Source organism: Caulobacter sp. BK020, assembly GCF_004342605.1.
Lineage (GTDB): Bacteria > Pseudomonadota > Alphaproteobacteria > Caulobacterales > Caulobacteraceae > Caulobacter.
The window spans coordinates 45,608-68,468 of the sequence record NZ_SLZL01000007.1 but is presented as its reverse complement, the minus strand read 5'-3'; the positions used below and the strand labels follow the sequence as shown (position 1 = coordinate 68,468).

Sequence of the window (22,861 nt, the reverse complement as noted above, 5' to 3'; positions counted from 1 at the left end):
GCTCGTCCGGCTACAGAAGGTGGAACAGCAGGTCGTTGACGCGTCGCTCGGCGTCGGCGAGGGCGGTGTCGATCGGCTTGCGGCCGGTGATGGCGCTGGCCATCTCGTCGCCGATGATGTCCTGGATGGCGAACTGGCGCTGCACTTGCGGCGGCAGGGTCTGGCCGATGGTCGCCAGCGGGGCGATGGCTTGGCGGTGGGGCAAGGCCTTGAAGCGCGGGCTGTCGATCACCGCCTGCATGGCCGGCAGGTGACCGGTGCGCGACCAGTCGTAGTCGTGGTCGGCCAGGAATTTGACCAGCCTGTAGACAGCGGCGCGCTGGGCCGGCGTGCGCTCGCGGCTGGGGACCACCCAGGCGTGGCCGTCAACGAAGGCGGCGTCGCGGGTCCCGAACAGGCGCGGATAGGGAACGACGGCGTAGCCGCCCGACAGCGGCCGGCCCGGCGTATGCGCCTCCGCCTCGAACGTGCCGATCATCCAGGTGCCGACCAGATAGACCCCGCCGTCGCCGTTCATGAAGCCGCTGGTGGCGGCCGGATAATCCTGGTCCTTGGTCGTCAGGTTCTCGTCGTACATCTGCTTGAACAGGGCCACGATCCGATGCGCCTCGGGCGTTGTCAGCTTGATGTGCTTGGGATCGGGGAAGAACGCCGCGTCCTGGGTCATCAGCCAGGTGTAGAGGTTGCGGGTGTAGCTGGCCGTCTCGTTGGCCATGGCCTGGACCAGATACGGCTTGCCGGTGGCCGCCCTGAATTGGCGAGCCTGGGCCAGCAGGTCGTCGGCGCTGGTCGGCAGGATCGGCTGGCCGTTCTTGACCAGTCCCGCCTGACGAAACTGGTTCAGGTTGATGTGCCAGAGCGGCGCCCAGTTGTCGAAGGGTAGGCCCCAGACCTGGCCGTTCTTGGTCACCCCTTCGCGGGCGGCGCGGGTGAAGGCGGCGGGATCGACGCCGACGCTTTCCAGTCCAGGCCCCATCGGCTCGATCAGGCCGCGCGACTGGTAGTCCGAGATCGCCGACATGTGCATGGTCACCAGGTCGGGCGGATCGCCGGCCGCGAACTGGGCCGACAGCTGGTCGTAGCCGGGCCAGGCGGCGATGTTGACCTTCAGCCGGATGTCGGGGTTCTCGCGCTGGAACTGGTCCAGCAGGCCGGTGATGATCTCGCATTCGCCGTCGGGGTTGCGCGCTCCGGTTCCGGCCGAGCGGCATTCGCCGAAGATGCGCTGGACGGTGATCTGGGTGACGTCGTCGCGTTTGGCGCAGCTGGCCAGGACCAGGGCGACGGCGGCCAGGGCCACGGCGCGCAGACGCCTCATCGCACCGCCGCCCCGGACACCGCCCGCACGATGTACTTTTGGAAGAACACGTAGACGACTAGGATTGGCGCGCTGGCGAACACCGCCTGGGCCATCAGGAAGCCCAGGCCGCTGGTCTGGGCGAAGTTGATCTGCGAGCTGGCGACACCGACGGTCAGGGTGAACATCTCGCTGCGCGTCGCCGAGATCAGAGGCCACCAGTAGTCGTTCCACGACGACAGGAAGGTGAAGATGCCCAGGGTCGCCTGGGCCGGCAGGGTCAGGGGCAGCAAAACCTTCCAGAACACCTGCCGGCGGCTGGCGCCGTCCAGCATCGCCGCCTCGTCCAGTTCGGCGGGGATGGCCTTGAAGTACTGGGTCATCAGGAACACGCCGAACGGCGCGGCCAGGCCGGGCAGGACCAGGCCAGGATAGGTGTTGTGCAGGTGCAGGGCGGAAAACAGTTGGTGGCGTGTGATGATCACCGACTGCTCGGGCACGGCCAGGCCGAACAGCACCAGGGCGAACAGCCACTTGCGGCCCGGGAATTCCAGCCGCGCGAAGCCGTAGCCGGCCAGGGACGACAGCACCAGGACCCCGGCGGTCGTGCACAGCGAGACCACCAGACTGTTGGCCAGCCAGCGGAAGACCGCGGGACGGGCCAGGATCGAGCCGTAGTTCTCCAGCGTGTAGGGCATGCGAAACACCGAGGCGGTGTCACGCAGCAGCTCGCCGTTGGCCTTCAGCGACAGGCCCACCGTCCAGAGCAGCGGCAGGACCATCACCACGGCCGCCAGGGTCAGGGCGGCCCAGCCCAGGCGGTCGATCCAGCGATTGCGTCCGGCGGCGCGGTCCAGGGCGCTCATCGGCTCGCCGCCTTGTCGCGTGTGGTGACGTACTGGAGGATCGTGGCGACCAGGATCAGGCCGAACAGGATTTCCGAGGCGGCGGCGGCGTAACCGATGTCCCAGCGCCGGAAGCCGACCTCGTAGATGAACAGCACGATCGGCCGCGAGGCGCCGTTGGGGCCGCCCTGGGTCAGCAGTTGGGCCTGGCCGAACAGCTGGAACTGCAGCACGCACTGGATGATGACCACCAGCACGATGGTCCGGCGGATCGAGGGCAGGGTGATCCGGGTCAGGGTCTTCCACGGGCCGGCGCGGTCGAGGGCGGCGGCCTCGTAGAGCTCGGCCGGCACCTGCTGCAGGGCGGCCAGGTACAGCATCATCGGCAGGCCCAGGCACCACCAGACGGTGGTCAGGGCGATGGCGGGCAGCACCAGGTTCGGGTGGCTGAGCAGCGGAAGCGGCGGCTGGCCGACCGCGTGCAGCAGGTTGGCGATCAGACCGCCGTCGGGGATCAGGACCAACCGCCAGATCAGGGTGACGATGGTCACCGACAGCACCGACGAGCTGAAAAACACGCCCCGGAAGACGGCCGCCGCGCGGGTCGGGCGGTTCAGGGCGATGGCCAGGCCCAGGGCGATCACCGCCAGCGGCGGCACGGTCAGCAGCACGAAAAGGAAGGTGTTGCGCACCGCCTGCAGGAACACCGTGTCGCGCAGCAGCCGGCTGAAGTTCTCGATCCCGACGAACGCCTCGCCGCCGAACAGGTCGGCCTTGTGCAGGCTCAGCCAGACGCCGGCCAGCAGCGGGTAGAGCAGCAGGGCCAGATAGACCAGCAGGTAGGGCCCGACGAACAGGCCGTTGGTCCAGCGGCTCTTGCGGGGCGAGGCGGCGGTCACGGCTGCCCCTCCGCCGGCGCCGGGCCGTAGTGCGCCCGGTCCTCGGCGTCGAACAGGTGCACGGCGCCGTCCAGGGTGAGGCCGACCCGGTCGCCCATGGCCGCGCGACTGGTCCCGGCGTCCTCGGCGGTGATCGCGGAACCATCGGCCAGGCGCAGATAGACCAGGGTGCGGTCGCCCAGGCGCTCGACGAACTCGACCTGGGCGTTGATCAGGCCGGAGCCTGGCGCCACGACCTTCACGCCCTCGGCCCGTAGGCCCAGGCGCCAGGTCGGGCTGGTCGGCAGGACGGCCAGGGGAACGTCGGTGTTGAAGCTCGCGCCCCCGGGCAGGGTTGCGCGGGCCAGACCGCCGGCGCCAGCGTCCAGGGTCACGTCCAGGAAGCTCATCGGCGGCGAGCCGACGAAGGTGGCCACGAAGCGGTTTGCGGGCCGGGCGTAGATTTCCATCGGCGTTCCGACCTGCTGGATCCGGCGCTCGCTCATCACCACGATGCGGTCGGCCAGGGTCATGGCCTCGACCTGGTCGTGGGTGACCAGGATCATCGTCGCCTGGACCCGGCGGCGCAGCTGGGCCAGCTCCAGCCGGGTGCGCATGCGCAGGGCGGCGTCGAGATTGGAGAGCGGCTCGTCGAACAGGAAAAGGTCGGGCTTCTTGACGATCGCTCGGCCAATGGCGACGCGCTGGCGCTGGCCGCCCGACAGCTGGCCGGGCTTGGACTGCAGCAACCGCTCGATCTCCAGGATCCGCGCCGCCTCGGCCACGCGCGCCTCGATCTCGGCTTTCGGGACCTTCGCATTGCGCAGGCCGAACGCCATGTTCTCGAAGATCGTCATGTGCGGATAGAGGGCGTAGTGCTGGAACACCATGGCCACGCCGCGGTCGCCCGGCGGGAGCGGATCGACGCGCCGTTCGCCGATGTGGATCTGGCCGGTCTCCACGGTCTCAAGCCCAGCGATCATTCGCAACAGGGTGGACTTGCCGCAGCCCGACGGGCCGAGGAAGGCGATGAACTCGCCAGGCGCGATGTCGAGGCGAATGTTGTCGAGCACGGCCGCGGAACCGAAGCTTTTGCTCAGATGGTCAAGCCGTACGCACGCCACGCATCCCCTCCCCGGAGAGCCCGGCGCGCAAGGCGGAAGGATGGCGTCAAGCCGTCGTCTTCCTCCCCCTCGCGCGACGCCGAGCGCCCTTGTTTCCGCCCGCCTTGGTGGAGGGCTGGTGGTCTAGGTTATTAACTCAGACAAAAGGAGGATGGCGCTAAATTCGGGAGGGCGCAAGCTCAAAAGTCGATGAGCTTTGAAAGCCAGGATCCGGTTCTGGCGAGGAAAATGTGAAACTGAAAATTGTCTGACTATAGCGTTCGCACAGGGGCGATCGAACGTGCTTGCAGCTGACGGGGACAGGCGCATAAGCCTGTCCCCATTCCGCGGAGACGGAGCCTACAGCACCCCGTCGATGGCCCGCTGCACGCCCAGCGGATTGTCGGCCTTCAGCGCGGCCGGCAGCAGGGTGTCGGGGATGTCCTGGTAGCAGACCGGACGCAGGAACCGCTCGATGGCGCGCGTGCCGACCGAGGTGCTGCGCGGATCCGAGGTGGCCGGGAACGGGCCGCCGTGGACCATGGCGTGCGAGACCTCTACGCCGGTGGGCCAGCCGTTGGCCAGGACGCGGCCGGCCTTGCGTTCCAGGATCGGCAGCAGCGGCCGGGCGGCCTCGACGTCAGCCGGGTCCATCTGCAGGGTGGCGGTCAGCTGGCCCTCCAGGCTTTCCAGGACCGTCGCCAGCTGGGCGGCGTCCTTGACCCGAACGATCAGCGACGACGAACCGAACACCTCGTGGCTCAGCACCTCGTCGTGCTGGAAGGTCTCGGCGTCGACGCTGAACAGGGCGCCAACGGCTTGGTTGACGCCGTCGCCGACGCAACCGCGGGTCAGCAGCTTGACGCCGTCGCGGTCGAGCAGCTGGTTCACGCCCTGCTCATAGGCGCCGAAGATGCCCGGGGTCAGCATGACCTGCGGCGGGGCGGCGGTCAGGGCGGCGGTCGCGGCGGCCTCGAAGCGGTCGAGGTCGGGACCGTCCAGCGCGAAGACCAGGCCGGGATTGGTGCAGAACTGGCCCGCGCCCATGGTCAGCGAGCCGATGAACGCCGTTCCCAGGGCCTCGGCCCGGGCGGCCAGGGCGGCGGGCATCAGCACCACCGGATTGATGCTGCTCATCTCGGCGAAGACCGGGATCGGCTCGCGGCGCTCGGCCGCGATCCGCATGAAGGCCACGCCGCCGGCCCGCGAGCCGGTGAAGCCCACGGCCTTGATGCGCGGATCGGCGACCAGGCCGGCGCCCAGGGTGCGCTGCTGGCCGATCAGGATGGAGAACACCCCGGCGGGCAGGCCGGCGGCCTTGACCGCCTTGTCGATCGCGCTGCCGACCATCGCCCCGGTGTTGGGGTGGGCCGAGTGGCCCTTGACGATGACCGGGCAGCCGGCCGCCAGGGCCGAGGCGGTGTCGCCGCCGCCCGTCGAGAAGGCCAGGGGGAAGTTGCTGGCCCCGAACACCACGACCGGGCCCAGCGGGATGAAGCGTTGGCGCAGGTCGGCGCGGGGCAGGGGCGTGCGCTCGGGCATGGCCGGGTCGATTCGCGCGCCGATCCAGTCGCCGCGCCGCACGACCTGGGCGAACAGGCGCAACTGGCCGCAGGTGCGGCCGCGCTCGCCGGTGATCCGGGCCTGGGGCAGGCCGGTCTCGGCCATGGCCGTCTGGATCAGCTCGTCGCCCAGCGCCTCGATCTCGGTGGCGATCGCCTCAAGGAAAGCCGCGCGGGTCTCAAGATCCGTCTCGCGATAAATGTCGAACGCGGCGGCAGCGGCGGCGCAGGCGGCCTCGATCTGGGCGGCGCTGGGCTCCGGGAAGCTGGGACCGAAATGTTCGTTGGTGGCGGGGTTGAGGGCCCGCAGATCAGCTTTCGGAGCGGCTTCGGCCATGTCGTTCTTTCTCTACTCGATGAACGCCGGAGCGACGACCCGTCGGCCCAGCAGGAAGGCGTCGGCGACGTGACGCAGCGGACTGACATCGACGTCGCTGGCGGCGCCGGCCACCAGACGCGCGAAGGCGTCGTAGAGGCCGGCATATTCAGCGTCCGGGCCCTCATGGAGCAGTTCGCCGTCGATGAACAGCTTGGCGCCGCCATGCGACAGCTTCAACACGCCGGCGTCGGTTTCGACGGCGATGTCCCAGCTCTGCGGGCCCGTCTGCAGGAAGTCGAACGCGGCCCGGACCGGAGCGCCGGCGGCGTCCACGAAATCCAGCTCGGCCTGGATCGGCGACTGGCAGTTCTCGGGCACGTGCAGCACAGCGCCGGTCAGGAAGAACGGCCGCGGCAGGATGGCGGTGGCGATCGACAGGGCGTTGATGCCCGGGTCGAACACGCCCAGGCCGCCGGCCTCCCAGATCCAGGTCTGGCCTGGATGCCAGACGCGGACGTCCTCGCGCCAGTCGATCCGCACGGCCTTGATGATCTTGTCGGCCAGCCAGGTTCGGGCCGGCGCCACGCCCTGGGCGTAGCGCGAGTGCCAGGTGGTCTGCAGGGTCAGGCCGCGAGCGGCGGCGGTCAGGCGCAGGTCCTCGACCTCGCTCAGCGTCGCGCCCGGAGGCTTTTCCAGCATCACGTGCTTGCCGGCCGCCAGGGCCAGGTGGGCCAGGGCGTGGCGCGGCTGGGGCGGGGTGCACAGCGACACCGCGTCGACCGCCACGTCGCTGGCCAGCAGGTCGGCCAGGGTCGTGAAGTGGGCGACGCCGTCGAGATCGGCGTTGCGGCTGACGATGGCGACCAGCTCGAAGCGGTCGTCGGCGGCGATGGCGGGCAGGTGCTGGTCGCGGGCGATCTTGCCCAGACCGACCAGGGCGAGGCGGATCTTGCTCACAGGCTGCGCACCGTCACCGGCTTGTCCTGCGCCTGGGCCAGGGCGTTGCTCGTCGGGTAGAGGAACGGCGCGGCGCCGATCTCGAACACGTCGCCGACCTTCGTCTGGAAGCCTTCCGAGAACGACAGGGTGGTCGTGCCGAAGAAGTGCACATGCACGTCGCCCGGCTTGCGGAAGATGTCGTACTTGAAGTGGTGGTGCTCGAGATTGGCGATCGTGTGGGACATGTTCGCCTCGCCCGACAGGAAGGGCTTTTCCCAGACCACCTTGCCGTCGCGCAGGATCTTGCTGGCGCCGCGCACGTCGGCCGGCAGGTCGCCGGTCAGCAGCTCGGGGCCCAGGGCCGCCTGGCGCAGCTTGGAGTGGGCCAGCCACAGATAGTTGCCGCGTTCGATGACGTGGTCGGAGAACTCGTTGGCCAGGCAGAAGCCCAGGCGATAGGGCGTGCCGTCGGCGCCGATCAGGTAGACGCCGGCGATTTCCGGCTCCTCGCCGCCGTCCTGGGCGAAGGCGGGCGAGGTGAGGGGGGCGCCATGGCCGACGACGTGCGAGCCGTCGCCCTTGTAGAACCACTCCGGCTGGGCCCCGACCTGGCCGTCGGCGGGCTTGCCGCCCTCGACGCCCATCAGGAACATCCGCATGGAGTCGGTGAGCTGTTCCCCAGCTTGAGCAGCCTTGTGCATCTTGTCGCGGCCCTCGGCCGAGCCCAGGTGGGTCAGGCCGGTGCCGGTCAGCACCAGGTGGGCGGGATCGGGATGGTCGATCGGGGCCAGCACCCGGCCTTCGGCCAGGGCGGCGGGGATGTCGACCTCGGCGCCGAGCGGGTGGGCCTGGGCGGCCTCGGCGAGGGTGGCGCCGGCCGCCAGGGCCGCTTGCGCCAGGGCCAGCAGGGTATCGGCCACTTCGACCTTGCGGGCCAGGCCCGAATCGTTGACCGCCGCGAGGATTCGCGCCCCGTCCTTTTCCTTCAGTTGCACGAACCGCAGCACCATGGCTGTCGTTACCTCCCAGCGGGTTTGGCTATTTAGTCAGACAAATAGCGATCTGTTCGACGGTGTCAAACCCGGATCGACGGGGCCGTTGCGAGGGGCATCGCCAGCCTGGACGCTGTGATAACACGGAAACTGGCGCAAACCCACGCGGCGCCGGGGTTTGGCAATCATCGTACTTTTGAGCGAAAAATCTGAAGGCGCGATCGGCGACCGCCTGCGAAATCCCTTGTCGGCGCATGAACAGTCTCGTTAGTCTCCGCTGCGCCGGATAGACGGACGGGGGCTCCGTCCGTCGACGGGCTGGGAGTGAAGCGCGCGTGCGGAAGAAGAAGGACAAGGCCGGGGAAGGGGAGTTCGCGCGCGACGGGCTGGCCAACAGCCGGATCCACGGCTCGATCGCCCGCACCCTGGGCGTGGCCATCGTCTCGGGCCAGTACGCGCCGGGCGACATCCTCAACAACGAAATCGATTCCAGCGAGCAGCTGCACGTCTCGCGCAGCGCCTATCGCGAGGCCATTCGCATCCTGGCCGCCAAGGGGCTGGTCGAGAGCCGTCCCAAGACCGGCACCCGGGTCACCGAGCGCAGCCGCTGGAGCCTGCTGGACCCCGAGGTCCTGGCCTGGTTCTTCGAGTCCGAGCCCAGCGAGGAGTTCCTCAAGGGCTTGTACGAACTGCGAATGATTGTCGAGCCGGCCGCCGCGGCCCTGGCCGCCGAGCGCCGCAACGACACCCAGCTGGAGCGCATGCGCAAGGCGCTGATCCAGATGGAGAGCCAGACCCTGGCCACCGAGGCCGGCCAGGCCGCCGACCGCGACTTCCACGACACCGTGCTGGAGGCCACCGGCAATCCGCCGCTGTTCACCCTGTCCAGCAGCATCGGCGCCGCGGTGCGCTGGACCACGATCTTCAAGCAGCGCAAGCGCGAGCTGCCGCGCGACCCCATGCCCGACCACTGGAAGGTGTTCGACGCCATCGCCGCAGCCCGGCCCGACCAGGCGCGACAGGCCATGGAGAAGCTGGTCGGCCTGGCCCTGGAAGATACCCGGGCGGCGATCGAGCCGAAGGACTGAGCCGGAGACCTCCGATGAGTTTCGATTTTCCGTCGTCGCGGCGCGCGGTGATGGCCGGCGCCGGCGCGGCCGTGCTGGGCGGCGTCGCCGCGCCGTTCGCCGCCCGGGCGAAGAACTCCGGCGCCGTCGCCCGCAACCCGCTGGTGCGGCAGCGGGCCGACGCCCAGGTGTTCCGCCACCACGATGGCGACTACTACATGACCGCCTCGGTTCCCGAGTATGACCGGCTGGTCCTGCGTCGCGCGCGCACCCTGGCCGGCCTGGCGGCGGCGCCCGAGACGGTGATCTGGCGACGGCCCGCGCAGGGCAAGCTGGGCGGCTATATCTGGGCGCCGGAACTGCACCAGATCGACGGGCGCTGGCACATGTATTTCGCCGCCGGCGACGCGGGCGAGCCGTTCCACATCCGCACCTACGTCCTGCGCTGCCTGGACCGCGACGCCCTGACCGGGCGTTGGGAGGTGCTGGGCCAACTGCAGACGCCGTGGGACACCTTCACGCTGGACTCCACCGTCTTCAGCCACCGCGGCGTGCGCTATCTGTGCTGGGCGCAGCAGGAGCCGGGGATCGCCACGAACAGCAACCTCTACCTGGCGCCCCTGGCCACCCCGACCACCCTGGCCCGCCCACCGGTCCGTCTGACTGTGCCGACCCTGCCGTGGGAGATCGAGGGCTACAAGGTCAACGAGGCGCCGGCCTTCCTGGCGCGCGATGGCCACGTGTTCATCAGCTATTCCGCCAGCGCCACCGACGCGCGCTACTGCCTGGGCCTGCTGACCGCCAAGGCCGACGCCGACTTGATGTCGGCGGAGGCCTGGAGCAAGTCGCAGGTTCCGGTCTTCGTCTCGTCGGAGGAAACCGGCGTCTACGGGCCGGGCCACAACTCGTTCACCATCGACGAGCAGGGTCGCGACGTGCTGGTCTTCCACGGTCGCGACTACAAGACCATTCAGGGCGACCCGCTGTTCGACCCGAACCGGCACACGCGGGTGCAGCGGCTCTACTATCGTCCCGACGGGACGCCGGACTTCGGCGTGCCGGTCGGGGCCGGTGAGGTTCCCGACCGATTCGCGCCGCTGGACCGTCCTGGCGCCTATCTTCGCCTGGACGGGACGCGGCTGACGGTTGGTGACGGCCCCCTGGCGACCACGCAGTTCCGCCAGAAGGTGGGGACCGCAGGCGCGGTGGTTCTGGAGCCGATCCTGAAGCCGGGCCAGGTGCTTCAGGCCGCGGCGAATGGCGGCGTGGTGCTGGCCGCCGCGGCCGGCGATCCCGCGCGGAGCGGCTTTCGCAGGGTTGATGGGCTGGCCGGGCGAGGGGTCTCGTTCGCGGCCCTGGCGCCGGGCGGCGGCCATCTGCGTCACCGCGACGGCGCGGTCGTGGTCGGGCCGGTCAAGGACGCGGCCGACAGGGCCAGCGCGACCTTCATCGTCAGCTGAAGAGACGTCAGCTCGGCGCTCTCTCCAGCGCCACCGCGGCGTGAGGCGGGGAATCGGCGTTCGGCTATACCTCAAGCCTGAAGCGCTGCGGCCAAACGTCGCCGCAAGGCGCTGTATGCGGCGCGGATCGGTTCGTGACGGATGGATTTTTCGTATCCGCCAGGCTTCTGCTCAGCCTATCGTCCGACAACTGCCGACGACTGATTTCCTTATCCGTTCAATTAGAAGGCCAGGTTTGTTGCACCCGCCGAGCGGTGCAGCTCTCACATTGACGCCGCGTCCTGAGCGGTATAGTCAGACAAATGAACAGGAGTGAAACGAGCGGGATGTCGATCGCTCCGCCCGGTGGCGGACAATCCTCGTGATGTCCCGCCAAGCCCTCCCGCCGTCGCCGACCCAAGGCCCCCTCTCCCAGCAGGGGCCGCCTTATCAAGGACTGTCATGAGCTCTGCCGCCGTTCCGCCCCGCGCCCTTCGTTCGCGCGCCTGGTTCGACAATCCCGACAACGCGGACATGACGGCGCTGTACCTGGAGCGCTACCTGAACTTCGGCCTGTCGCTGGAAGAGCTGCAGTCGGGCAAGCCGATCATCGGCATCGCCCAGACCGGCAGCGATCTGTCGCCCTGCAACCGTCACCATCTGGTGCTGGCCGAGCGCATCCGCGAAGGTATTCGCACCGCCGGCGGCATCGCCCTGGAGTTCCCGGTTCACCCGATCCAGGAAACCGGCAAGCGCCCGACCGCTGGTCTCGACCGCAACCTGTCCTATCTCGGGCTGGTCGAGACCCTGTACGGCTACCCGATCGACGGCGTGGTCCTGACCATCGGCTGCGACAAGACCACTCCGGCCTGCCTGATGGCCGCCGCGACGGTCAATATCCCGGCCATCGCCCTATCGGTGGGGCCGATGCTGAACGGCTGGCACAAGGGCCAGCGCACCGGCTCGGGCACCATCGTCTGGAAGGCCCGCGAGATGCTGGCGGCCGGCGAGATCGACCGCGCCGGCTTCATCAAGCTGGTGGCCAGCTCGGCCCCGTCGACCGGCTACTGCAACACCATGGGCACGGCCACGACCATGAACTCGCTGACCGAAGCGCTGGGAATGTCGCTGACCGGCTCGGCGGCCATTCCCGCGCCTTATCGCGACCGGCAGCAGAACGCCTACGAGACCGGCCTGCGGATCGTCGAGCTGGTGGAGCAGGACATCAAGCCGTCCGACATCCTGACCCGCGACGCGTTCCTGAACGCCATCGTCGTCAATTCGGCGATCGGCGGCTCGACCAACGCCCCGATCCACTTGAACGGCCTGGCCCGCCACATGGGCGTGGAGCTGACCGTCGACGACTGGCAGACCTACGGCGAGGAGGTGCCGCTGCTGGTCAACCTGCAGCCGGCCGGCGAATATCTCGGCGAGGACTACTACCACGCCGGCGGCGTGCCCGCCGTCGTCAACCAGCTGATGGGCCAGGGGCTGATCCGCGAGGACGCCCTGACCGTCTCGGGCAAGACCATCGGCGAAGCCTGCCGCAACGCCACGATCGAGGACGAGGCGGTGATCCGTCCGTTCGACAAGCCGCTGGTCGAGCGCGCCGGCTTCGTGGTCATGCGCGGCAACCTGTTCAATTCGGCGATCATGAAGACCAGCGTGATCACCAAGGAGTTCCGCGACCGCTACCTGTCGGACCCGAACGATCCCGACGCCTTCGAGGGCGAGGCCGTGGTGTTCGACGGACCCGAGGACTACCACCACCGGATCGACGATCCGGCCGTCGGCATCACCGAGCGCAGCGTGCTGTTCATGCGAGGGGCGGGGCCGATCGGCTACCCCGGCGCGGCCGAGGTCGTGAACATGCGGGCCCCCGACTACCTGATCAAGAAGGGGATCCACCAGCTGCCGTGCATCGGCGACGGGCGCCAGTCGGGCACCTCCGGCTCGCCCTCGATCCTCAACGCCTCGCCCGAGGCGGCGGCCGGCGGCGGCCTGGCCCTGCTGCAGACCGGCGACCGGGTGCGGGTCGACCTGCGCAAGTCGCGGGTCGACGTGCTGGTCACGCCCGAAGAGATCGTCGCGCGGCGCAAGGCGCTCGAGGCGGCCGGCGGCTACGCCTATCCGGAAAGCCAGACGCCCTGGCAGGAGATCCAGCGGAGCATCGTGGGCCAGATGGAGACCGGGGCGGTGCTGGAGCCAGCGGTCAAGTATCAGCGCATCGCCCAGACCAAGGGCCTGCCCCGCGACAACCACTGATCCAATCCACCGAAGACAACGCCGATCAACGGCGACCGTAGGGAGAATATCGTGAAGCTGACCACGCTGAAGCACGCGCTCGTCGCGGGCCTTGCTGTCGCCGCCCTGGCGACGGCCGGGGCCGCCGTCGCCCAGACCGCCGTGACCGCCACCCTGCGCGCTGACCAGCCCGGCGCGGTGATCCAGCCGGAAGTCTACGGCCAGTTCGCCGAGCACCTGGGCCGGGGCATCTATGAAGGCGTCTGGGTCGGGGAGGACAGCAAGATCCCCAACACCAAGGGCTATCGCAACGACGTGGTCGCCGCCCTGAAACAGATCCACGTGCCCGTGGTGCGCTGGCCCGGCGGCTGCTTCGCCGACGACTATCACTGGCGCGAGGGGATCGGCCCGCGCGACAAGCGCCCGACCAAGGTCAATGTGCTCTGGGGCGGCGTCGAGGAGCCGAACAGCTTCGGCACCAACGAGTTCATGGACTTCGCCGAGCTGATCGGCGCCAAGACCTATGTCGCCGGCAATGTCGGCAGCGGCACGCCGCAGGAAATGGCCGAGTGGGTCGAGTACATGACCTCGCCGACCAAGTCGACGATCGCCAACATGCGCCGGACCAACGGCCGCGAAAAGCCGTGGAAGCTCGACTTCTTCGGGGTGGGCAACGAGAACTGGGGCTGCGGCGGCCAGATGACGGCGGCCCACTACACCAACCTCTATCGCAACTTCGCCGAATTCGTGCGGGTGCCGCCGGGGACCAACACCGTGAAGGTGGCCAGCGGCCCCAACGCCGAGGACTACGCCTGGACCGAGACCCTGATGGCCGGCGCGGCCAGGAACATGAACGCGCTGAGCCTGCACTACTACACGATCCCGACGGGCGACTGGAAGGACAAGGGCTCGGCGACGGAGTTCAACGAGCAGCTGTGGGCCGACACCATGGCCCAGACCCTGAAGATGGAAGAGCTTGTCACCAAGCACAGCGCCATCATGGACAAGTACGATCCCGAGAAGAAGGTCGGGCTCTATGTCGATGAATGGGGGATCTGGCACAATGTCGAGCCGGGCACCAATCCGGGCTTCCTGTACCAGCAGAACACCATGCGCGACGCGGTGGTGGCCGGGGTGAACCTGAACATCTTCCACCGGCACGCCGACCGGGTGCGGCTGACCGCCATCGCCCAGATGATCAACGTGCTGCAGGCGATGATTCTGACCGACAAGGACAAGATGGTCCTGACCCCGACCTACTGGGTCTACGACCTCTACAAGCCGTTCCAGGGTGCGACCTCGCTGCCGCTGGAGGTCAGCAGCCCGAACTATACGCTGGGCAAGTCAAGCGTTCCGGCGGTCAGCGCCTCGGCGGCGCGGGACACGGCGGGCGTGGTGCATCTGGCGCTGGTCAACGTGGATCCGAACAAGTCGGCGACCGTGACGATCAAGCTCACGGGCGCGGCCGGCAAGACGGCCAGGGGCCGGGTGCTGACGGCCTCGACCATGGCGGCCCACAACACCTTCGACGCGCCCAACGTCGTCAAGCCGGCGGCCTTCACCAGCGCCTCGATCAAGGGCGATGTGCTGACCGCGACCCTGCCGAGCAAGTCGGTGGTGGTGCTGGACCTGAACTAGGCTGAAGACGGGGACGTGCCGGCCGGCACGTCCCCGGACGAAGGTTCCAATTCCGCCCGTCCTGGCGCGCGCCAGGGTGGGCGATTTTATGGGTAGGCCATCGAACGCCTCCATCTCGATCAGCCGGACGTTCGCCTGGCGGAGAGACCCCGCTGCTTCCTGACGACGTCAGTCGAGGAAGAATGGGCTATGGTCGCCGGACCAGGGCGGGCCTCCCGGCGGGAGGACCCGCGAAGACCCGAGGAGGAAGCGGCGATGAAGACGTTCCTGGCCCTCTACATGGGCTCTGACAAGCCGGTGGATCCGAGCTCGCTGGATCCGTCCACCATGGACGAGGGCATGGCCGCCTGGAGCCGATGGATGGCCGATCATGCCGGCCAGGTGGTCGTAAGCGGCGGTCCGCTGGGCAAGACGAAGAAGGTCGGCAGGGACGGTGTGAGCGACATCCGCAACAGGATCGCCGGCTATGTCGTCGTGCAGGCGGAGTCGCACGAGGCGGCGGCGAAGCTGTTCGAGAACCATCCCCACTTCGCGATCTTCCCGGGGGACTCGGTGGAGATCATGGAACAGCTGCCGATCCCGGTGCAGGGGTAGGACCAGGGCGACCAGCGCCCTCTAACCCCGCCCCCACAACCGCTCGAACTTCCACCCGGTCAGGTTTTCGACGATGGCCTTCGACTCCGGGCTCTCGGCCTGGGTTTCGCCGGCCCGCAGGCGCTCGACCTCGTGGAGCAGCACCTCGTGGGTGCGGGCGTTGAGGCGGAACGACCAGGAAACCACCAGGCCCCACAGCATGACCAGGATCGGGCCGCCGACCATCACCAGCACCACGGCGCGTATGGCCTCGGGGGGCTGGACGATCGCGGCGCCGGGATGGGCCTTGTCGGCCGAGACGTAGCCCCCCAGGCCGATCAGCGAGGTGGTGACGACGATGGCCCCCGACTGGGCGATCTTGCGCACGAAGGTCATGACCCCGGCGAAGATGCCCTCGCGGCGCTGGCCGGTCACGGCCTCATCCACGTCGGGCAGGTAGTTGTAGACGCTCCAGGGCACGAAGTTCAGCGTCCCGCGGCCCAGGCCGGCCAGGATGATCGGCACGAACAGCCAGAACGCCACCATCGGATTGAAGGCCGAGCTGGTCGGGACAAAGGCCGCGAAGGTGTCGCCGTCCAGGGCCGCCAGACCCTCGGCGAAGCCGGCTGGGCGGATCAGGTAGAAGGCCAGGAACAGCAGCAGGGCCGCGCCGACGAAGCTGATGGCCATGCGATAGGCGGCGGTCGGCCCAGTGCGGATGACCACGTTGATGGCGATCATCACCGAGACCAGCTGGGCGAGATACATCGTCGTCATCAGTTGGGAGATCACCAGGGTGGCTCCCATCATCACCGTGGCCACGAACAGCGGGAAGGCGGTGTTGAAGATGTCCTGCGAGATGTAGCCGCCCAGATAGAGGGAAAGGTGCTGGCGGAAGGCCTTGATGCGCAGGGTCGAGAACAGGTCGCGGAACATGTTGACCGGGATCATCGCCGCCCGCGTCCAGTCCATCGGCTCGGGCTGAATCTGCTTCTCCGCCTCGGTATAGGGCCGCTCCCAGGTCAGCAGCACGACCAGCAGCACGACCAGGCTGAACAGGACGCCGAAGATCGCGGCCATGATCAGGAAGGTGCCGGGCGAGTCCTTGCCGCCGAAATGGCTGATGATCAGGGTCGGCAGGTACGAGGCCAGGATCGCCGAGCTTTGGGCGACCAGCATTCGCGCGCCCGCGAACTTGGCCTTCTTGCTGTAATCCTTGGTCATCTCCGCCGCGAGGGTTTCCCACGGGATCAGGAACATCGTGTACAGGAACTCGAAGAAGACGAAGGTCGTCAGGTAGTAGGCGAAGGTCTGGCCGGTGACGAAGATCAGGGCGAAGCTGGGCAGCAGCGGAATGGTCAGGATCAGGAAGATCTTGCGCCGGCCGATCTTCCGCCCGATCCAGGTGTGGCGCAGATTGTCGGAGATGTAGCCGATCAGCGGGCAGGTGATCGCCTCGAGCAGACGCGGCAGGCCCAGGATCAGGCCGGTCTCGACGGGCGACAGGCCGCAGAAGGTGATGAAGAAATAGGCCAGCCAGCCGGTGATCACCGCCTGGGCCCCAGCCCCCAGCATGTCGCCGGAACCCCAGCCCCAGTAGTTGATCCAGGTGGGTGTGCGGATTTCCGGCGTCGCCATCTGTCTGTCATTCCCGAATGAAGAGGGGTCTTGTCGCCCCATCCGATCCGGTCTCGCGACCGGATCGGGTAAGTCCGCCGAAGCTAGATGAACGCCCGCTGGAACTCGCCCAGGGCCAGGATGGCCAGGGACTGGCCGTAGGGCATCGAGGTCAGGGGGATGTCCTTGTAGCCCTGCAGGGTGTCGAACACGGGGGTGCCGAACGACACCTGCTGCAGCTCGCCCTTGTCGTCGATGTTGGCCAGCACGCCCTTCAGCGCCCTGATCCCCATCTCCTGATATTGGCGGCCGACATAGCGCTTGCGCACCGCCTTCAGCACGCCATAGGCGAAGCCGGCCGTGGCCGACGCCTCCAGGTACGAGGTCTTGTCGTCGACCAGCGTATGCCACAGGCCCGTCTCGGCGTCCTGGTAGCGGGCCAGGGCCTTGATCTGGGCCTCCAGGGTGTCGATCAGGAAATCGCGCAGGGCGTCGCCGGGTTTCAGGTCCAGCAGCTCGATGAACTCGGGGATGGCGATCGTCACCCAGCAGTTGCCGCGCGCCCAAAGGGCGTCGGCGAAGTTATGCCGGCCCTCGAAGGTCCAGCCGTGGAACCACAGGCCGGTCTTGCGGTCGGCCAGGTACTTGATATGGACCATGAACTGCCGCTTGGCCTCCTCGACGAAGTCGGGGCGGTCGAGCAGCAGGCCGATCTTGGCCAGCGGCAGGACGCTCATCATCAGCGTGTCGTCCCACAGCTGCTGCGGGTTCTCGCTGTTGAAGACGATATGCTGGAAGCCGCCTTCCTCGGTGCGCGGGCCCTCATACATCACGTAGTCGGCCCAGGTCTCCAGATAGGGCAGGTAGGTGTGGTCGCCGGTGGCTTCGTAGAGGTAGGCCAGGGTCAGGAACGGCGAGACGGTGTTGATGTTCTTGGTCGGGGTGCCGGCCTCGAAGCGGTCGGCGAACCACTGGGTCATGATCTCGAAGGCCCGGGGGTCGGCGGTCATCTTGTACTGCTTCCACAGGCCGTACAGGCCCACGCCGTGGGTCCATTCCCAGTCGTTCCAGCCCTTGGTGTCGATCACCCGGCCGTCGTCCAGCCGCAGCAGGAACTCGCCGGTCTCGTCCTGGATGTCGACCAGGTTGCTGATCAGCAGGGCGATCTTGGCCTTGATGTCCTTGGCCTCGAGGCCGTGGGCGAGATTGGGCACGGTAGTCTCCTTGGAAGTCTTTCAGGCGCGGACGGAGGGAGCGTCCGGTCAGGGTTTGAAGTCGGGCGCGGCCACGCGGGCGACGGGGAGGCCGCCGCGCACGGTGCGCAGGTTGACGAGTTTCACGGTCTCCAGGGCGTCGCCGGGCGCGCCGTCGCTGGTTACCGCCAGGGCGAGGGTGTTCTGGCCGTGCAGGTCGATGACGCCCGTCGGCAGGACGAAGGTCCGCTGTGGGCCGACATTGGCGATGAACTGGCCCATGTTCCAGCCATTGACGAAGATCAGCACCCGGTAGCGGCCCGATGAGCGCGGGACGTTCGGATCGCCGATGGTCAGGCCCAGGGTGGTGTCTTGGTCCTTGGGCAGGTCCAGGTCGAAGCGGGTGCGATACCAGGTCGTGCCGGCGTAGGGCCTGGTCGCCGCCATGTCGGCCCTGGTCCATGAGGCGTCCGGGAAGCCGGGCAGGTGCCAGCCTTCGCGCTCGCCGTACTGGCCGCCGTTGTTGGCGTTGCCGCGCACGGGATCCTGGATGTCTTCGCCGCCCTTGTTCCCCTGGATCTTCCAGGCGATCGGCACGGCGAAGCTGTAGCTGCCGGGCCCCGACAGCGAAGCCGAGACCAAGCCGCGAGCCTCCTTGTGGAAGTCGTCGGCGTCGAGATCCCAGTTGTGGCCGTTGTTGCGGACCATCACCGAGATCACGTGCTCGCCGCCGCCGCGCAGGTCTTCCGGCAGCTTGAACGTCGCCACGCCCATGGTGATCGGGCGCGGCAGGCCGCCATCCAGTTCATGCTGGCCCAGGAAGCGGCCGTCCAGCCAGACCTGCAGCATGCCAGCGCCGCCGCCGCCGTAGTGCAGGGTCAGGGTGTCGATGTCGGGCTCGCCCTGGTAACGGCCGCGGTACCAGACGTCGCCCTGGTGGAAGCCGTAGGCGCTCATGTCCAGGACGGGCTGGCCCGTGGGGCCGCGCACGGTCGAGCCGCCGCGCCGCCCCTCGGTCTTCAGCCAGGCGCTGTCGTCGAACTTCGGATCGGCCTCCGGCGAGCCGGGCGCGGTCTTCCAGTCCAGCCTGGCCAGGTCGGGCAGGGTGATCGCCGCTGGTCCGGCCAGCGGCCGCTCGGCCAAGAGGCTGCCGGATGCCGTGGCCTTGACCGCGATCTTGGCGCCGTTCCAGCGGAGGGCGGTCACGGCCTTGGGCGCGAACACCTCCAACGGGCTGTCGGTCTCGGTGTCACCGGTCAGGCTGAGCACGCCGCCCTTGGTCGCGTCGCCGCGCACCAGACCCGGGCCGCGGATCAGCAGGGAGTCGCGCCGCCAGAAGGTCTGGCCCGTCTCGGCGTCGGCCAGCAGCAGGGTCAGGGGCGGGCGGCCGCCGCCAGTGATCCGCACGCGGGCCAGGCCCTTGTGGGCATAGGTCAGCTTCAGGTCGCCCTTGGCGGGGTCGAAGGTCGATTGAACCTCGCCCTCGATCACCTCGACCTTCGGCGCCGAAGCGTAGCGCAGCACCGTCTCGCCCGCCTCGCCGGCGCGGCCGTACAGCAGGGCCAGGTCGCCGTCGTTCCACTTCAGGTGCGTCTGGATTTCGGACGTCGAATAGACCAGACGCTGGCCGCCCAGGTCGTAGCTGGCCATCAGCATCTTGCTGTCCTGGCCATTGATCCGTGACGGGACCTCATATTCACCATCGCGGGTCTTGACCTTGAAGGCGAAGGCCTCGTCGCCGGTGGCGCTGCTGGGATTGTGGACCACCACGTAGAGGTGGCTTCCGGTCTTGGCGTTGACGTTGTGGTAGACGCGGACCTTGTCGTTCGATGGGACGACGGCCTCACCCTTGTCCATGCGGCGCAGGTCGGGCACGGCGGCGATGAACTGGCCCATCTGCTTCATCACGCGGGCTTTGTCGCGCAGGCCCCGGGCCTCGTCGATCGCCGCGCCGTAGTCGTAGGAGGTGAACACCACCGGGGCCGGCAGCCAGCCCCAGCTGGCCCCGCCATAGGTCATGTAGAAGCTCTGGATCGTCAGACCGTTGGCGATGTTGGCCGCATAGAACACCCGCTGGTAGCCGACGCCGCGGTGGATGGCTGTGCAGTCGTAGTCGCCGTTGCTGCCCCAGTAGTCGAACCAGCCGCCGCCGAACTCGGCCGCGAAGCCGGGGGTGTTGGGACTGGCCGAGGCCCCGCCCTTGGCCCCGCCGGGTCCATACAGCCCCCAGTCGGGCGCGACGCCGGGGCTGGACGGCGTGGAGTCGACCTTGCAGCTGCCGCCAGGATAGCCGTCGAAGGCGTAGAGGTCGTTGGGCCCTTCCACCGTGCCCGGCACGTTGGCGCCCTTGGGGACCCAGTAGCCGTTGCGGCCCTTGTCGTTGTGGAAGATCGGGACGGTGATCCCGTCGGCCTTGGCCTTGTCGTCCAGCCACTTCATGTAGCGCTGCTGCGGGGCACCGACGACGTCGAGTTCGTTCTCGATCTGGTGGGCGATCACCGTGCCCTGGCCGGTGGTCAGCTGGTGGCGGGCGATGACGGCGTTGATCTGGGTCAGCCACTCGTCGGCGGCGGCGATATATTCCGGCGCGTCGGTGCGGGCCCGGGCCTGCTGGTTGACCAGCCATCCTGGAAAGCCGCCACGCGTCAGCTCGGCGTTCACATAGGGCCCCGCGCGGGTGATGACGTAGAGGCCTTCCTCCTGGGCCATGGTCAGCACGCGGTCCATGTCGCGCACGCCCTGGAAGTCGTAGACCCCCTGTTTCGGCGAGTGGTAGCCCCAGTCGAAATAGATGGCGACGGTGTTGTAGCCGCTGGCCTTCATCTTCTGCAGGATGTCGCGCCACAAGTCCGGGCTGGGCACGCGGAAGGGGTGGAACTCGCCGCCCCACGAGAAGACCCGTTGGCCATCGACCTTCAGCGAGTACTTGTCCCAGGTGATCTGGTGCGCTTGCGCGGGTTTGGCCGCGACCGCCTGGTCGCCGCCTTCCTTCAGCACCGTGAAGTGGCGCACCGTGCCCGACAGGTCCGGCAGCTCGGCCTTCGGCGTCCAGGTGCGGAAGCCGTCCTTGCTGTCGCTGAACCAGTAGCGCTTGGCCGAGTACTCGTCGAAATAGATCCGCCAGCCGCCGGCGGGCGTGCGCACCATGGCCGGGCCTTCGACGCCCTTGCCCCAGCCGGCCCAGTCTCCGGTCCCCTTGGCCTGCCAAGGGCCGTCCAGCGAAGGGGCGGTCCACAGCTCGATGAACTTGCTGGTCTCGTTCTTGGCGAAGGCGTTGTAGAGCCCGCCCTCCCGCACCACGAAGGTGTCGATGAAGTTGGGACCCAGGCCGCTCAGGGCCTTGGGCGCGGACCAGGTCGCCAGCGAGGCGTCGGTCGCGGTGATCCGATAGGGCTGGAATTGGCCGGCGATGCCGGTGGTCGAGACCGACAGGATCAGGTTGATCGCGCCGTCCTGGTCGACGAACCATTCGGGCGCCCAACTGTTGGTCGCGCCGGGAATGTCGATCGTCACGTCGCGCAGGAAGGTCCAGTCGGTCAGGTTCCGGCTGCGGGCCAGGCCGATGGTGTTTCCGGTCCAGCCGGTGGTGTAGGCGACATAGTACCAGCCGTCCGTATGGCGCATCACGCTGGGGTCGCGGATCAGGCCCTGGGGCGGCGTGTAGGCCAGCGGCTTCTTCAGCATGAAGCGCGTCCCGTCGGCCGAGTCGTAGACGCTCATGTTCGACTGGCTGGCGTTGGTGAACGCCGTCATCGTGTAGCGCAGGGGCTCGGCCCCAAACGACTGGACGGGGGCGGTGGTCGCCAGCAAGGCCGCAGCCAGCGACCCAAGGCCCAGAAGGCCGGCGCGGAGGACCGAGTGTCTCATCCTAGCCCTCGAAATAGAAGACGGGCTTCAGCGGCCATTCGACGGGTCTGTTGTCCGGGTGGACCTCCATCAGGTCGGCCATGTAGTCCCACCAGCGCTTCATCACCGGCTCCAGCGGCAGGGCGTCCTTGGCGTTGTCGGGCCTCAGGCGCAGCACGGCGAACAGGCTCATGGTCTGCTTGTCGAGAAAGATCGAATAGTCGTGGATCCCCGCCTCGCGCAGGGCCTCGGCCAGGTCGGGCCACAGGTCGTCGTGGCGGCGTTCGTATTCGGCGGCGACGCCGGGCTTGAGCTGCATGCGGAAGGCGAGGGGCCGGTCCTGGTGGTTGCTCATCATGTCCTCCCGTTTCTTGCTCTTGTCGTTGGTCAGGTCGTCGGCGGCAGGCGGTAGATCCGACGGGCCGTTCCGGCGAACATCTGGTCCCGCTCGGCCTGGCCGAAATCGACGGTGATCGCGTCATAGGCGGCGTAGAAGCCGCCGAACGACCCGTGTACCTTCTCGACCGGGAAGTTGCTGGCGAACATGCAGCGGGCCGGGCCAAAGGTCTCGATGACCCGCAGCACGAAGGGGCGTAGGCTGTCGATCGTCCAGGCGCGGTCGATCATGGCCAGGCCCGAGATCTTGCAACTGACGTTCGGCAGCTGGGCCAGCAGGGCCAGGCCCTCACGCCAGGCGGCCACGCCGGCCTCGTCGCGGTCGGTGGGCATGCCGGCGTGGTTGACGATCACCGGGATGTCCGGATGGGCGGCGGCCAGCGAGGCGGCGGTCGCCATCTGCGAGGGATAGAGCTGCAAGTCGAACGACAGGCCGTACTTCGCCAGCAGGGCGTAGCCGGCGCGCCATTGCGGATCCAGCAGCAGGTCGCGCGGGCCGTAGGTCTTGGCCGGGTCGGCGTGCCAGTTGACGATCTGGCGCACGCCCCGGACGCAGGCGCGCGCCGCCTGGGCTTCCAGCAGCGGCTCGACGCCGGGATCGTCCAGGTTGGCGCCCGCCACGATTCCACCGATCACCCCCTGGGTGTCGGCCAGCCCCTGCAGCCAGTCGGTCTCCGACAGCTGGTCCTTGGGCGGCAGGCCGCATTCGACGTGGATGGTCTGGACGACGTTCCAGCCGGCGGTATCGGCCAGATAGTCGTCCAGTCCATAGGAGCGATAGGCGATCGGCGACATGTCGCCGGCCGGGTTGTTCGGCAGCGGCCTGTCCTGGAGCCAGCCGTAATAGTGCCGGTCCAGGTCCCACAGATGCATGTGCGGGTCGATGATCGGGCCGAGATAGGTCATCGCTCCG

17 protein-coding genes are annotated in these 22,861 nt (G+C 68.2%); 5 read left to right on the top strand and 12 right to left on the bottom strand.

Features of this window, described 5'->3' with window-relative positions; all coding sequences use genetic code 11:
• Positions 1–10 precede the first annotated feature (10 nt).
• From EV278_RS10340 to araD1, 7 genes are all read right to left on the bottom strand, one after another.
• Positions 11–1,318: an extracellular solute-binding protein gene (locus EV278_RS10340; RefSeq protein ID WP_132090376.1), complete on the bottom strand. Its 1,308-nt coding sequence runs from the start codon at positions 1,316–1,318 to the stop codon at positions 11–13.
• The gene (locus tag EV278_RS10335; RefSeq protein ID WP_132090373.1) at positions 1,315–2,163 is read right to left on the bottom strand and encodes a carbohydrate ABC transporter permease; all 849 of its coding nucleotides are present in this window, start codon (positions 2,161–2,163) and stop codon (positions 1,315–1,317) included. Before EV278_RS10335 ends, EV278_RS10340 begins: the two co-directional genes overlap by 4 nt.
• Positions 2,160–3,041: a sugar ABC transporter permease gene (locus EV278_RS10330; RefSeq protein ID WP_132090370.1), complete on the bottom strand. Its 882-nt coding sequence runs from the start codon at positions 3,039–3,041 to the stop codon at positions 2,160–2,162. Before EV278_RS10330 ends, EV278_RS10335 begins: the two co-directional genes overlap by 4 nt.
• The gene (ugpC, locus tag EV278_RS10325; RefSeq protein ID WP_132090367.1) at positions 3,038–4,144 is read right to left on the bottom strand and encodes a sn-glycerol-3-phosphate ABC transporter ATP-binding protein UgpC; all 1,107 of its coding nucleotides are present in this window, start codon (positions 4,142–4,144) and stop codon (positions 3,038–3,040) included. Before ugpC ends, EV278_RS10330 begins: the two co-directional genes overlap by 4 nt.
• Before the next feature lie 339 nt (positions 4,145–4,483).
• Complete coding sequence (locus tag EV278_RS10320; RefSeq protein ID WP_132090364.1) at positions 4,484–6,022, bottom strand: aldehyde dehydrogenase (NADP(+)); 1,539 nt, start codon at positions 6,020–6,022, stop codon at positions 4,484–4,486.
• Positions 6,023–6,034: 12 nt separating this feature from the next.
• Positions 6,035–6,961 carry a Gfo/Idh/MocA family oxidoreductase gene (locus EV278_RS10315; protein WP_132090361.1) on the bottom strand — a complete coding sequence of 309 codons (927 nt, stop codon included), beginning with the start codon at positions 6,959–6,961 and terminating at the stop codon, positions 6,035–6,037.
• Entirely contained in the window at positions 6,958–7,953 is a 996-nt protein-coding gene (gene araD1 / locus EV278_RS10310; RefSeq protein ID WP_132090358.1) for an AraD1 family protein, read from the bottom strand. Before araD1 ends, EV278_RS10315 begins: the two co-directional genes overlap by 4 nt.
• 317 nt (positions 7,954–8,270) lie before the next feature.
• Here araD1 and EV278_RS10305 point away from each other — a divergent pair, with 317 nt between their 5' ends.
• The 5 genes from EV278_RS10305 (at position 8,271) to EV278_RS10285 (ending at position 14,917) form a co-directional block, all read left to right on the top strand.
• Positions 8,271–9,023, top strand: coding sequence for a FadR/GntR family transcriptional regulator (locus tag EV278_RS10305; RefSeq protein ID WP_132090355.1), 753 nt, complete (start codon positions 8,271–8,273; stop codon positions 9,021–9,023).
• A gap of 14 nt (positions 9,024–9,037) precedes the next feature.
• On the top strand, positions 9,038–10,462 hold the full coding sequence (locus EV278_RS10300; protein ID WP_243692151.1) for a family 43 glycosylhydrolase: 1,425 nt from the start codon (positions 9,038–9,040) through the stop codon (positions 10,460–10,462).
• Positions 10,463–10,903: 441 nt separating this feature from the next.
• Positions 10,904–12,706 (top strand): IlvD/Edd family dehydratase, encoded by a 1,803-nt coding sequence (locus EV278_RS10295; protein WP_132090352.1) that lies wholly within the window; start codon positions 10,904–10,906, stop codon positions 12,704–12,706.
• A gap of 51 nt (positions 12,707–12,757) precedes the next feature.
• Positions 12,758–14,323 carry an alpha-L-arabinofuranosidase C-terminal domain-containing protein gene (locus tag EV278_RS10290; RefSeq protein ID WP_132090349.1) on the top strand — a complete coding sequence of 522 codons (1,566 nt, stop codon included), beginning with the start codon at positions 12,758–12,760 and terminating at the stop codon, positions 14,321–14,323.
• A 255-nt stretch (positions 14,324–14,578) separates the two neighbouring features.
• Entirely contained in the window at positions 14,579–14,917 is a 339-nt protein-coding gene (locus EV278_RS10285) for a YciI family protein (RefSeq protein ID WP_132090347.1), read from the top strand.
• A 21-nt stretch (positions 14,918–14,938) separates the two neighbouring features.
• On the opposite strand, the gene EV278_RS10280 is transcribed toward EV278_RS10285, so the two are convergent.
• The 5 genes from EV278_RS10280 to EV278_RS10260 all read right to left on the bottom strand — a co-directional run bounded on the left by EV278_RS10280 (position 14,939) and on the right by EV278_RS10260 (position 22,854).
• Positions 14,939–16,534 carry an MFS transporter gene (locus tag EV278_RS10280; RefSeq protein WP_132090344.1) on the bottom strand — a complete coding sequence of 532 codons (1,596 nt, stop codon included), beginning with the start codon at positions 16,532–16,534 and terminating at the stop codon, positions 14,939–14,941.
• Between the two features lie 83 nt (positions 16,535–16,617).
• On the bottom strand, positions 16,618–17,727 hold the full coding sequence (locus tag EV278_RS10275) for a glycoside hydrolase family 88 protein (RefSeq protein ID WP_132090341.1): 1,110 nt from the start codon (positions 17,725–17,727) through the stop codon (positions 16,618–16,620).
• Positions 17,728–17,775: 48 nt separating this feature from the next.
• Entirely contained in the window at positions 17,776–21,573 is a 3,798-nt protein-coding gene (locus EV278_RS10270) for a beta-galactosidase (RefSeq protein WP_132090338.1), read from the bottom strand.
• Position 21,574: 1 nt separating this feature from the next.
• The gene (gene rhaM / locus EV278_RS10265; RefSeq protein ID WP_132090335.1) at positions 21,575–21,907 is read right to left on the bottom strand and encodes an L-rhamnose mutarotase; all 333 of its coding nucleotides are present in this window, start codon (positions 21,905–21,907) and stop codon (positions 21,575–21,577) included.
• 32 nt (positions 21,908–21,939) lie between these two features.
• Positions 21,940–22,854: an amidohydrolase family protein gene (locus EV278_RS10260; protein WP_132090332.1), complete on the bottom strand. Its 915-nt coding sequence runs from the start codon at positions 22,852–22,854 to the stop codon at positions 21,940–21,942.
• Positions 22,855–22,861 lie beyond the last annotated feature (7 nt).